4 protein-coding genes and 4 pseudogenes are annotated in these 13,625 nt (G+C 41.5%); all 8 read right to left on the bottom strand.

Annotation, left to right across the window (positions count from 1 at the left end; all coding sequences use genetic code 11):
• Nucleotides 1-41: 41 nt before the first annotated feature.
• Nucleotides 42-2,747, bottom strand: a complete 2,706-nt coding sequence (locus tag QM941_RS01280; protein ID WP_414337989.1) for an FtsX-like permease family protein — start codon at nucleotides 2,745-2,747, stop codon at nucleotides 42-44.
• Between the two features lies 1 nt (nucleotide 2,748).
• Nucleotides 2,749-3,450, bottom strand: coding sequence for an ABC transporter ATP-binding protein (locus QM941_RS01275; RefSeq protein ID WP_414337987.1), 702 nt, complete (start codon nucleotides 3,448-3,450; stop codon nucleotides 2,749-2,751).
• Nucleotides 3,451-3,658: 208 nt separating this feature from the next.
• The gene (locus tag QM941_RS01270) at nucleotides 3,659-4,843 is read right to left on the bottom strand and encodes a hypothetical protein (RefSeq protein WP_414337985.1); all 1,185 of its coding nucleotides are present in this window, start codon (nucleotides 4,841-4,843) and stop codon (nucleotides 3,659-3,661) included.
• A gap of 3 nt (nucleotides 4,844-4,846) precedes the next feature.
• Nucleotides 4,847-5,434, bottom strand: coding sequence for an ATP-binding cassette domain-containing protein (locus tag QM941_RS01265; protein WP_414337983.1), 588 nt, complete (start codon nucleotides 5,432-5,434; stop codon nucleotides 4,847-4,849).
• Between the two features lie 32 nt (nucleotides 5,435-5,466).
• Nucleotides 5,467-5,653, bottom strand: a pseudogene (locus QM941_RS01260) (hypothetical protein).
• 825 nt (nucleotides 5,654-6,478) lie between these two features.
• Nucleotides 6,479-7,309, bottom strand: a pseudogene (locus QM941_RS01255) (SIALI-17 repeat-containing surface protein); the annotation flags it as partial.
• Nucleotides 7,310-7,339: 30 nt separating this feature from the next.
• Nucleotides 7,340-13,357 (bottom strand): annotated as a pseudogene (locus QM941_RS01250) (Ig-like domain-containing protein); the annotation flags it as partial.
• 104 nt (nucleotides 13,358-13,461) lie between these two features.
• Nucleotides 13,462-13,609, bottom strand: a pseudogene (locus QM941_RS01245) (YSIRK-type signal peptide-containing protein); the annotation flags it as partial.
• Nucleotides 13,610-13,625: the final 16 nt, after the last annotated feature.

Below are 13,625 nucleotides of genomic sequence, written 5' to 3'. Positions count from 1 at the left end.
AGCCACAAAGGGCTTTCTTATTTGTTTTTATCCTCTAAGGACTATTCTACAGACTTGAGAGCTTCTAGCATATCCACCTTTCGGAGATAGTGATTGACAAAAAATCCTAGGATGGTCAAAATGACACTGACTGCTAGAACTGGGATGAGATACACTTCCCAGCCTACCTTTGGTTGAAAACGGAAGGTACCGGGTGCGATCATCTGAATGAGAAATTGATGGAGATAAAAGCCTGATACCAATCCTACAATCATTCCAATTAGTGACAATAGGATAGTCTCTCGATAGATGTAGAGAGTTACTTCCTTATTGTGAAAACCAAGAACCTTTATTGTGGAGAGTTCACGGATACGCTCAGCAACATTGATATTGGTCAAATTATATAGGATGACCATAGCCAAAAGTACAGAAACAATTACTAAGATTGCCATGGTTTGATTAAGGGAACTAGCAAAGGTCTCAAAGAGACGTATAGTCGAAGCATTTTGTACAACACTAGTAACCGCTGGCTGCTCCATAAATTGACCAGCTAATGTTTCAGTATTGACTTGACTTTTGTCCTTGAGCTTTACTAGATAGGTATTCATCTTTGGAACCTGTCCATAAATAGCCTCATAGGTCTTTTGATTCATGTAGATATAGTGGCCGACATAGTGCTCAGTGATGGCTGCTACCGTAAATTCCTTACCGTCTATCTTAAAGGTGTCACCAAGAGTCACACCTGCTAGCTGGGCTAATTTTTCTGTCAGGACAACACCATTAGACAAGCTGAGTTTTTCCCCATTTTTTTCTAGATGAACAAAGGGATCCAAGTCATCCTGATCAGTAACCATGATGGTCACTGTTTGGACACCAGCCTTGCCAGCATATTTTTCATCTACTTGTTTGGAGTAAATCAAGCGGTATTTGTCCACTGCGTCGGCTTGTAACTTGGTTTCCAGTTGAGCCTGATCTGAGGCAGAAGCATGATTCCTGACTGTAAGCACCAACTGGTACTCTTGCAGGTCCTTAAACTGCCTGTCAGCCACTCCTACCACAGAAGATTGAATACCGAGACCCGCAAGGAGGAGGGCTACTGAACCTGCAACTCCAAAAATGGTCATCAGCATGCGTTGTTTGTAACGGAAAATATTGCGGGCAGTTACCTTTTGGGTAAAGCTCAAATGGGACCAGATAAAGGTTATCCGCTCCAAGATAATCTTTGAGCCCTTGGCTGGTGGCTTGGGTAGTAATAATTGTGCTGCTTCTTCATGCAATTCTCTGCGAGATACAAGGTAGGCAGGTAAAACGCTAGCTATTAAGCTTAGCCCCAGAGCTAAACAACTATAGGTCCAGTAGAAATGCTGCTGACTCTCACCAACGATCATTCGCTCAGTGATGATATGCGAGATTGTGGGAGCTAGTATGTAATGACCAATAAAAATTCCCAAGAAAGTCCCTATGGAACCTGCCACCAAGCCATAGATGACAAACTTTGCAATAATATCCTTACTCCGATAGCCCAAGGCCTTGAAGATGCCAGCATTGGTTCTTTCCTCGTCTACAAATCGTGTCATGGTGGTAAAGGTAACCATGGCTGCTACGGCATAGAGAACAACTGGAAAAATATTCCCTACGGCACGAATACTCATGGCCGAGTTACTATACATGAGATAACCTTGACCAGTTGGAGAACTCTTTCGATTGTAGACATGATAGGTTGGCTCTGTCAGAGCATTGACTTCATCCTGACTGGTCTGCCATTTAGCCTTTTCGTTAGTAAGATCTGTTTCGGCTTGGCTCAGCTTTTCCTTTTCTTGAGCTAATTGCTCTTTGGCCTGGTCTAAATGACTAGATGCTTGACTTTTGTAGGGCTCTGGTAGTTGGCTCACTTGATTTTCTTGAGCTTGTAGACGCGTTTCGATTTCCTGCAGGCGACTCTTGCCAGCTAGCAAATTATTTTCAGCCTCGTCCAGTTGTTTCTTTCCCTCATCAAGGGACTCTTGAGCATCCTTCTTCATTTTTTCTAGCCGCGCTTGACCATTATCAGCAAGTTGTTCCTTGAGAGTCGCTTCTTCTTGCTCTAGCCTCTTCTCATAATCACCGGAAAATGGATTCAAATCTGTTAGACTAGCAAATCTCATGCGGGCAATCGTGTATACAGGACTCTTAAAATTATCTTCAGTTACGACACCATAAGCAACCAAGTTCCCATTCCCACTGGCTGAACTCCCCATATCTGATTTTGAAAAGATATCTGGTGAGTGGACAAAACCTGTAATGGTATAACTATCCCGCTTTAATTGAGAATTACTGCCCTTTTTTTGACTCAAATGAATAACTTGACCAATCTGATAGCGATCTTTCCAAAAATCTGCCAAGGCTAGTTCATCTTCTTTCTCAGGCAATCGTCCTTGAGTTACTTGGAATTTTGAAATTCTTTCTGTCTTAGAAAAAATCCGTATGGCATCTTGACTACCTTCTAGAGTCAAATCCGTCATATAACCAAACTCAACGGATGCTCGAGTAAGATTTTTAAGTTCTTCCTGGTCAGCCTGATCAAGCCCATAATCTGCTATGACAGTAATATCAGCTATGTTAGCTTTTTGAATATAATCCCATGCTGTTCGCTCCATATTGGGACTAGCTACTTTGAGACCAACCAAGGCCAAAGAACCCAACATCATCAGAGTTAGGATGGATAAAAAACGTCCCTTTGAACCTGTGAAAGACTGGAGCAAGTCTTTCCAATATGTCTTTCTTTTCATCTCAATACTCCAAATCATCAATATCCTGTGGTTTAGGATTGATAACAACTCTCTTGACACTAGCATCATGCATCTGAATCACGCGATCAGCTATAGGAGCAAGGGAAGCATTATGGGTCACGATGATAACGGTGGCCCCTTTTTTACGTGACATATCTTGGAGAATCTTTAGAACCTGCTTACCAGTCTGGTAGTCCAAAGCTCCCGTCGGTTCATCACAGAGGAGAATTTTAGGATTTTTAGCCACAGCTCTTGCAATAGAAACTCGTTGTTGCTCACCACCTGATAGCTGGGCTGGAAAGTTATTGAGACGGTGACCTAAGCCTACATCCTTGAGAACCTGTTCTGGATCCAAGGCATCAGCAACAATTTCTGAAGCTAGCTCAACATTTTCCTTAGCAGTCAAGTTAGAAACCAAATTGTAAAACTGAAAGACAAAGCCAACGTCATCTCTGCGATAGTTGGTTCTCTGATGGGAGGTATAGTCAGAAATGTTAGTCCCATCAACCCAGACTTGCCCTTCATCATTTGTATCCATACCACCTAGAATATTTAAGACCGTTGACTTTCCTGCTCCAGATGAACCAAGGATAATGACCAGTTCTCCCTTTTCAATCTCGAAGTTGACATCACGATTGGCTACGATTTCTGTTTCTCCACTATAATACCTCTTATAGCTATTTTTCATTTCAATGTAAGCCATCCTATCTCCTCTCTTCTATCCCTATTTTCATCTTTATTATAACTCTTTTGATAGCAAAAAAGCCATCTAATGATGACTTTTTTAGTGAGCTCATATTTTGAGAGTCTCCTGAGATTCGTTTCCCCTCATTTTTCATAGCTATCAATGATTCGGATGTTCTTTCTTATTCTTGATTGCATGAAGTAGTTATCAAGTGGAAATAGGAAAACTAACACCTATTTAACATACTCTTTTTTCGTGAATTTCCCAAACTTTCGATAAATAGAATTCCCAATAGCAAAAGGATAATTAGGCAAGGGAGTAAGACCATCCCCATGCTCCAATTCAGATTGACATTATCAATTTGTTTAGGTAATCTTCCAGACAAAATCTCCACTGAACGCAAGTAAGTAAAGGGAATCAGATGTGCAATCCTCTGAAGAGGCTGAATGGTTTGGATACCAAACAATAAGCCAACTATCCCAATTAAGGAAATAAAGAGGACAGGCATTTTTTGCTTGAAAAAGTAAGCAATCAAGTACACTACTTCCACAATGACGATAAAAGTTAAGAAAGCTAATAACAAGCCAGAAAATAACACATCTTGTATCTTTCCAATAGTTACCTCTTGATTCACTAAGTTATAAATCGGGTAGGGATAATCTAACTGTCCAAAACCACTTATCAGACTTCCCACTAGAAAAGAAAAACCACAGATTCCGATAAACAGTACAGTTACATAGCCCACTCCAACTCCAAGAGAGGACAGGGCAAATGTCACTTTTGAAAAAGGATATAACTGAGCTGTGTCCAGATGATTTTGATATCTTTCTGCAAATAGTTGCGTTAGCATAAAAATAATAGCAACTACAAACAAGCTTGGGATGATAGCCTCTAAAATCCAGACAATCTGATCAATCCCGTAGGTCGGATAAACTAAATTGTGGGCTTTTATGTTCAAGGGATATAGGGCTTGGTAAGTCTTTCGTTCGCGGTCAACCGCCATTTTTAAGTCAGAACTAGCAGTCGGTTCCTTTGATAAAATTTCATAACTCTTCTCTACATCTTGCCACTGCAAATAGTAGGCTTCTTTCCAGCGTCCTTCTTTTAACAAAGCCAGAATTTCTTTCTTTTGCGTCAAAAGATTTTTTTGCGAGTCTAAATTTTCTTTAGCAAACTGGTATTCCTCCGAGCTGGTGTCAGATATTTGGGAGAGTTTCTCTTCATATTCATTGATGACTCTCTCATGTTTTACAAGACTGGTTTCCAACTCGCTCTCCAAGCTGACGGAGTTTGCAGTCTGACTATTAAAATAAAAGGTAACACCGAGTCCAGATACAAATAAAGCTAAGATAATCCAGTTTAAGCGACTTTTGAAAACTTTTTTTAATAAAAATAGACTAACATCTTTCATAAACTAAACCTCTTCTATTTGCCCCTGATGAATGGTTACGATGCTATCGCAAATCTCCATTAACTCCTCTTTGTAGTGGGAACTCAAAAGAACCAGCTGTTCTTGTCTATCGATTTGTGATAGTCTATCAAAAAACTTCTGTCGATAATACTCATCTAAGCCATTTGTTATCTCATCCATGAGCCAGCATTTCGCCTGACTGAGGAAATACATAGCAATCACCAAGCGTTGCTTCATCCCTAAGGAATACTTGCGGATGGGAAGGCTGATATAGTCAGACATTTCCCAGTAGGCGATTTCGTCTCCCAAGTTTAGGTCTGACTTCCAGATATTTTTTATGAGACGAAGGTAGTCCATCCCACTTAAGTTTCCATCCAGCCATTCAACGCTCTCATAATAAAACAAAGAAGGAGGGGCTGCGATATGTCCACTACTAAGGGGAAGCAGCTTGCTAATAGCTCGGAACAGGGTCGTCTTTCCCGAGCCATTGATAGCAAGAAGGCCATAAATCCTACCTTTTTTAAAGGTGAAATCAACATCTTGCAAGATGACTTGTCGCGTTTTTAAGGTAACATGAGTAAGAGTTATCATATACAGCCCTCCTTTTTCTCACTCTTTAACGATTAATAACCTCCAGTATAGTAGTTTATAACCTCATAGCGAACATAATGCCAATCGGACCAACTTTATAGTCATTATAGAACAATAAGCAGACCATCTTGAAATGTTTACGTATTTATGTTCGTGGTAATTCATACTATACTCAAAAGCGGTATTCCGATCATACCGGTAACTTTTAGTGACTGTTATAGCAGATACACTGGTTTGAAAAAGACCAATAGATAACAAACTAACCAATAAAACGACTTTTGCTGATTTTTTCATGGTTTTCATTGCATTTATATCATTACCATTGGAAACGCTTTTATTATATCATTTTTCCCTTTTTTATACAACAGTTCCCATTTGTTTTAATAATATATAACACGTAGAAGTTAGCTAGTCATACTTTCTAAAAATAAGTTTGTTTAACTAGCATCGAGAAAATATGGGATGTGATTTCATTTGATAAAATGGCTTAGGCTTAGGCTAAGACTAGCCTTGGTTTAGCTGACTAAACACCTTCAAGGGAACCTGCTATCAAATGAAAGGTAATTTATGAATAAGAAGCCAGCTCTGTCTTATACTCAATGAAAATCAAAGAGCAAACTAGGAAACTAGCCGCAGGTTGCTCAAAGCACTGCTTTGAGGTTGTAGATAAGACTGATGAAGTCAGTCACATATACAATCCAAGGCGACGTTGACGCGGTTTGAAAAGATTTTCGAAGAGTATTATACTTTCTTGTTGTTCACTACAGTTGACAATGAGCCAAAAAAGCGAACAAGACCAGTCTCTGTAGATCAGAAAACTAGTTTTGTCCGCTTTTTATGATTGAGGCTGGGACAAAAGTCCTAGCTTCTCAATTGTCTTTGCATTGTCGAGCAAGACGCAGTGGTTGAGTGGGCTCTACTACGCTGATTTCATCAGCTTTTACAGCCCTACTCAACTGTGCGGAGGTGGGACGACGAAATCGAATTCTAACGAATTACCGATTTCTGTCCCACTCTCTATGACTCGAATGCTTTTACATCATCTTATTCGTCGTCTTTTTTCTTCCCCATTGCAAAGAGGCCAAGAAGTGCTCCAACAACACCTACGGTGGCAAGGGTAGCATTTTCTTTAGTGCCTGTCTCTGGGAGAATTTGGTGACTACTTGCAGGCGCTTTATAAGTTCTGTCTTGTGACATAGCTTGAGCTACTAATGACTGCTCTACCTTGTAACCAGACAATTCGTGAACAGCTGCTTCTCCTCCATTCACACCACCAGTGAATTCTGGAACTTGATGAGTTGTCCCTTCTCCACCAGGAACGCCACCTTCAAATCGTGGAACTTCATGAACTGAACCTTCTGCCCCATTCACACCACCAGTGAATTCTGGAACTTCATGAACTGAGCCTTCTGCTCCATTAACGCCACCAGTGAATTCTGGGACTGCCACTACTGGGGCTGGTGCATCACCTGCTGTGCCGATTGCTCCTGCGTATTCTGGGACTTCTACTACTGGAGCTGGCGCATCACCTGCTGTGCCAATAACTCCTGTGTATTCTGGAACTTCTACTACTGGAGCTGGCGCATCACCTACTGTGCCGATTGCTCCTGTGTACTCTGGAACTTCTACTACTGGGGCTGGCGCATCACCTGCTGTGCCAATTGCTCCCGTGTACTCTGGCACTTCTACTACTGGAGCTGGCACGTCACCTGCTGTGCCAATCGGACCTGTGTATTCTGGTACTTCTACTGTTGGAGCTGGGTCGTCACCTGCTGTTCCAATAGTTCCAGTGTATTCTGGAACTTCATGAATTGAACCTTCTGCTCCATTCACACCACCAGTAAATTCTGGGACTTCATGAACTGAACCTTCTGCTCCATTAACGCCGCCTGTGAATTCTGGGACTTCATGGACAGCTGGGTCTGTCTTACCAGATTCAACTTCTTCTTTCTTCAATTGGATTCGATACTCTTTAACGTTCTTACCACTCTCTGAAACAAGACGTACCAAGACTGGAAGTTTATCGTCCCCACTATCAACAACTGTCGCCGCTACATTTTCACCAGCTTCCACTGTCACTTTAGGACGGTTTCCACTATAGGTTACTTGGTAGTCAGCACGATCTTCTGAGAAGTCAGCAAGCTCTCTACCATCCACAAGAAGTTTAGAAGCTGTATTGTCCTTAGGTGCTTCACTTGGTGCAATAAAGGCCATTTCAGTGATAGCCACACCATTCTTGTCTGCTTTTCTGTCCATGCGCCATCTCATAGCTTTAGCTTTGACTGGTGCAAAGGTTACATGGATGTCAGTTCCTGCTTGAATCTCTTGATCAGCACGGTATTCAACTTTCTCCCAGTTAGAAGGAGTGTTGAATGGGTGATCAGGATCGTATGGTTGGTAGTTAGAGTAATATTCAGGCAAATTAAATTCTGGACCAACATAGCGCTCTAATACGAGTTTAGAAGGTGCATCTGTTCCACCATCAGCAAAGAAGCGAATTTTTCCTTCTGCAACCGAACGCTCAACAATCTGACCAGCTTCTCTAAAGATAACCCCTACTGAAACTTCAGGATTAGAAGATGGAGTTGGGGACCAGTTAGTCCAACGACGGGTTTCATCATCTGAACCATCGTTGACATAGTCCACACGGTCATGAGAATTTGGATCAATGTCATTGGTTGCTGAAGCAAATGAGCGGTTGCTGTCATCATCGAAGTCTGGGTTGTCTGATAGGTTTTCACCGAGTTTGTCTGTCACACGTACAGCCACTTCAGCAGATAGATCAGTACCCAGAACGCGACCATGAACTGTAAATTCACCAGCTTTTGTTAGATTTTCTGCTGGTACTTCTTCCCATTCGACAGCCAAGTCCTTAACTTCATAGCCATCTTTTCCTGTAAAGTAAACAGGTACTTTTGTTGGCAATTCAAGCGCTTGTCCTTTTGCAACTAGACGTGAAGACTTAGCAGCAACTAGAGGTTTACTTACTAGCAAATCTTTATCATTTGTAAAGTGTAGACGGTATTCACCTAGGATATCGCCATTTTCAGCCTTAACAACTACGCGTACTGGATCACCTTCACGTACGCTTGGAACAACTGTAGCGATACCATTTTCAGTGACGCTTGCTGTAACAGCTGGTAGGTTACCCTCCTTAGCTTCAAGGTAGTAGTCAGTCAAAGCAGGGTTAAATCCTGGTACTTCTTTTCCGTCAACTTGAATCTGTGCTTGAGCTTTCTTAGCTGGAGCTACTTGTTTAGAGAAGATTTGCACTTCTGTGATCGAAGTACCCCATTTTCCATCTGGTCTAACCATACGGATACGGACTGCATAAGTATTAACTTTATCAAAGCTAAAGTGAGTCATTTCTCCAGCTTTCAATTGATCTGGAGCCTTAAGATTAGTCACTTGTTTCCAGTTGTTAGGATTGTTAAAGACATGATCTTCTCTAGCAACAAAACTTGGATCCTTAGGAACTGTTGGAACTTCTGAACCAACATAGTATTCGATCACGTAAGACTTAGGTGCACCAACACCATGATCTTCATGGAATCCAACATTAAGATTGTCCACTGAACGCTTCGATAAGATTCCAGAATCTCCAAAGAGTACCCCTACTGATGCTTCACTTGTTCGGTTCCAGTTTGTCCAACGGTTAGCTGGTTGGTTATTATAAGAAATCAATTTATCATTGACATTCGAAACTGGGTCGCTAGGATTTGAATCTGATGCAAAGGCAAGTGGCAATTCTGAACCCGTCCATTGGTCAGAGATATTAGCACCGGTTTCTGTCTGAGCAGATACACGAACATGAAGTTTTGTCGTTAACGTTGTTCCTTCAACATGTCCAGTAACAGTAAAGCTACCTTCGTTTGCATACTGGCTTGGATCGATAGCATCCCATGTCACCTTAGCTGAAGAAACTTGACCAGTTGAATGGTAAGTACGAACACTCTCTGGAAGTTGTGGAGCCTCAGCTACTGGTGTTGTCGCACTAACTTCTTCAACAGCAATAATTCCTTCAACAGATACTTGGGCATGAGCCTCTTGGTCTATACCTTCTACTTTACCAAGAACATCAAAGCTATGATACTTAGCAAGGTCTCCTTTGGCAACTGGTTGCCAAGTAACCTTATGAAGTTTTGGAAATCCTTTGTCATACTCTACAGTTACTGTAGCTGGGAGACTTGGTTCTTGATTCAAACCTGTCACTACGCTGACTGGACGGATTGCTTGTACTACTTTGTTTTCAGTGTTTGCTTGGATGTTCAAGTCAATCTGACCTTCTGCTCCTTCAAACTGAGCTTTCAAAGTCACCTGCCCTGGTTTATGAAATTCAAGCATACCTTTACGAACGGCTACATCTCCCTCACCTGTAGTTGAGAAGCTAACCTTGTCGGCCTTCAAAACTGCCTGCGTACCATCTTGGTAGTGAGCCAATACTTTGATACCAACTGTTTGGTCTTCTTTAAGTGCAGACTCGTTCTCTACCTCTAAGCTCAAACGCTCAATTTGTGGAGCTTCTTGTAGGAATTGGATAGCATATGTTTGAGATTCCCCACCATCCTTAGGTTGAACATGGATAATTGCGCGCATACCAGTCGCTTCACTAGCTTGAATAACAGTCACTTCCGCATTTTCAGCTGTAGCTTTAACTTCTGGCAAAGCTACGCCATAAGCAAGTTTATGGTATTTTACTGGTTGCTCAGTTGAAAGACCTTCTACAGCTTGGTCGGCTACGGTTACACTTGGAACTACTGGTGCAGATGCTTGACCTTCTGCGACTACAAAGGTCGCATCGATTTCATCTTCACCTGAAATTCCTTTAGCCTGGATACGAGAGCCTGAGATAGCTAATTTAGCTTGGTCTTCAGCTGCAACTTCCCACTTATCAACGTCATAGCTTCCTAGAGTACCATCTGATAATACGTAAGATACAGATTTGTCGACTGAGTTTAGGTCTGTATTTGGAGCAATTCTCTTAACTACAGGTAATTCTGCTTCGAGTGCTAAGACTTCAACACGCGCTTCTACATCACGACCATCTGCCACACCTTTAACAGTAAAAATACCAGGTTGGTTGACATCAACTGCAGACCATTCTACTGGAAGTTTTGCACGACTGCCATCACTGTAGATAAATCCTACTTTTGAAGGCATTTTCGCTGCTTGACCGATTACTGTACGAACTTTAGGAACCTCTGTACCTAAAACAGTTTTTTCCTCTTGGTCTTTCTTACCTGTGAAGATAGTTGTTTGACCAGATTTCAAGAAATCAGAGTGGGCAGTTAAGGTGAATTTACCTGCTTGCTCCGTTGATTTAACAATTACAACACCTTTACCATTGAAGGCTTTACGAATCCATGAACCATCTGCTTGTTCTTTGTAACGTTCACGGCTGGCTTGTTCCCCGTTATCCACACCGACAATCTGACCTTGTCCATGCAACTGGAAGCGTACAAGATTATTAGCAGTTGGTACTACATTGCCATCACGGTCTACAATTTCGTAGTAGATATAAGTGAGGTCTTTTCCATCAGCTGCGATAGCATGTTCTTCTTTGACTAAGCGAACTCCTGCAGGTTCTCCAGCAGTCGCAATCTTATCACGAGCAATGATATTACCAGCTTCGTCACGAGCTACTGCTTCCAGTGTTCCAGGTTGATAAGCAACTTTCCACTCAAGGTAAAGTTCATTTGCATTAGCACCCTCTTGGTAAGTACGTCCATCACTTGTTTGTTTCTTGTTAAAGTTTTTCTTACCTAGGGACTCACCATTCAAGAATAGTTCCACACTGGCGGCATTTGAAAATGCACGAACAGGAATCTTACCATCTGCATCCGCTACATTCTCTTTTAGACTAGAATCTTCCCAATTCCAGTGAGGAAGGAGGTGAACCATTGGTTTCTTCTGAGCAGAAACCCATTGGCTTTGGTACAAGTAGTAGTCATTCTTTGGAATGCCGGCTGTATCTACGATACCGAAGTAAGAACTCTTAACTGGTGTGTTGTTTTGGTTGTGCCATGGAGTTGGTTCACCAATATAATCTGTACCTGTCCAGATAAACTGACCTGCATAGCCTGCATTATCACGGTCAAAAGTCCATGAAGCTGTTGCAGTTTTACCCCAACCAACACGGTCATTACCGTAGTCTGACTGCTCATAATTACGATAAGCTTGGTTGCTATGCACCAATTCACGTTCTGGACGGAAATAGCTTCCACGTGTTCGAGTTGCAGAAGAAGTTTCTGAACCGTAAATCAACCAGTTTGGATGTTTAGCACGAAGTTTCTTGTAGTTGTCTTCTGAATAGTTAAATCCAACCGCATCCAGTTCGTCAGCGATTTTTTCATGTCCACCGCTACCATCACCGAAGCGGAATTTATCTGCTCCCATTGTAACATAGCGAGTCTTGTCAACGTCCTTGATAACCTTAACCAAACGCTTAACAGTCGCTAAAGAATGTGGATCTCCTGAAGCTTCACCGATTTCATTACCGATAGACCACATGAAGATAGCTGGGTTATTCTTACCTCTCTCGACCATGGTACGCAAGTCGAAATCAGACCATTTTTCACCTTTTCTAGCTTCTGGGTGGGTTGCATCTTTTTCAAAGAAACGTCCGTAGTCATAGGGTTTCTTACCACCATACCAAGTATCAAAAGCTTCTTCTTGAACCAACAATCCAAGTTCAGCAGCAATTTGCAAGGTTTGCTCACTAGCTGGGTTGTGGGTTGTACGGATGGAGTTCACACCCATATCCTTCATCTGTTTAAGACGACGGTATTCTGCCTTGTAGTTTTCTTCTGCTCCTAGAGCCCCATGGTCATGGTGAAGAGAAACACCATGGAATTTCATTTTTTCGCCGTTAAGAGAGAAGCCTTCGTTTGGTGTCCAGTTGTAGTAACGGTAACCAAACATATCTTTCTTAGCATCAACTAACTGGCCATCACGGTAAACACGAGTCACTAACTCATAAAGAGCTGGTTGGTCGCTTAGTACTGTCCAAAGTTTTGGCTTATCAACTTGTAAAATAGCATTCAAACTAGCTGATTGATGAGCTTTCAAGACTTGACTAGCTGTACGAACTAGATCACTTACAGCTTGTCCTCCACGTTCGATGATTTGATACTCAGCTACAATTTCGTGGTCTTTATCATCAGTATTAACGATCTTACTTGATACATGAGTATCAACTTTACCTGCTTGTTGTTTTTCAAGTTCAGGTGTTAAGATGGTTGTACCATTTTTCTCAACATGTAACTTATCAGTCACTTGAAGGGTAACATCACGATAGATACCACTTCCTGAGTACCAACGGCTACTTGGTTGCTTGTTGATTGCATGTACTGCAATGACGTTTTCACGACCATCTTTATGTAAATAATTAGTGATATCATATGAGAACTGGTTGTATCCATTTGGATAGTGACCAACTAATTGACCATTTACATAGACTTGTGAATCCATATAAACCCCATCAAATGTAATGCGTACATTCTTGTTGAGATCTTTTTCATCTAGTTTAAAAGTCTTGCGATACCAAGCGTCACCACCATTAAGTTGCCCACCTTCATTTTGGGCAGGTGAATTATGATCAAAATCATTAAAGATACTCCAGTCATGTGGAAGATCTAATTTCTTCCAGGTGCTGACATCAGCATCTGGCTTGACAGCCTCTTTAGAATTGGCATTAAGTTTAAAGTGCCAGTTTTGGTTAAATTCTAATTTGCGATCATCGATCAACTGTTTTACCTCATCATTAGTAGCAGGTTTGAGCTCTGGTTTTTCTGTTTGAGCAGATTGATCCTGAGTCACAGCTGGAGCTTGCTTTTCTACATCAGAGGTTTCTTTTTTCTCAGGAGTAGTCTCAGTAGTTGGGGCTTCCTCTTTTTTCTCTACTTCATGATTAGTTTCTACTGCTTCACTGTTAACAGTTTCTGTTGTTACAGGTTGTTCAGAAGCTTTTGAATCTACAGCTTCCTCTTCAGGAGTTTCTTTCTCCACTTTTTCTGTAGCAACAGCGGATGGAGTTTCATCCGCAGATACAGTACTTGCACTAGCTAGATTTGCCCCAAATAATACCGAACAAGTACCAATGACTACTGAGCAAGTACCTACCGTAAATTTACGGATACTATAAACTCTTTTACGATTCCAATGATCTTTTCTCATAAGATTCTCCTTTTTA

This window comes from Streptococcus timonensis (assembly GCF_047460355.1).
Taxonomy (GTDB): Bacteria; Bacillota; Bacilli; order Lactobacillales; family Streptococcaceae; genus Streptococcus; species Streptococcus timonensis_A.
The sequence above is the reverse complement of the archived record's forward strand: the minus strand, read 5'-3'. Positions and strand labels throughout refer to the sequence as shown.

Excerpts from the sequence above, each read along its gene's own strand:
- QM941_RS01270 (WP_414337985.1), bottom strand. The coding sequence starts at position 4,843 with ATGAAAGATGTTAGTCTATTTTTATTAAAAAAAGTTTTCAAAAGTCGC.
- QM941_RS01265 (WP_414337983.1), bottom strand. The coding sequence starts at position 5,434 with ATGATAACTCTTACTCATGTTACCTTAAAAACGCGACAAGTCATCTTG.
- QM941_RS01280 (WP_414337989.1), bottom strand. The coding sequence starts at position 2,747 with ATGAAAAGAAAGACATATTGGAAAGACTTGCTCCAGTCTTTCACAGGT.
- QM941_RS01275 (WP_414337987.1), bottom strand. The coding sequence starts at position 3,450 with ATGGCTTACATTGAAATGAAAAATAGCTATAAGAGGTATTATAGTGGA.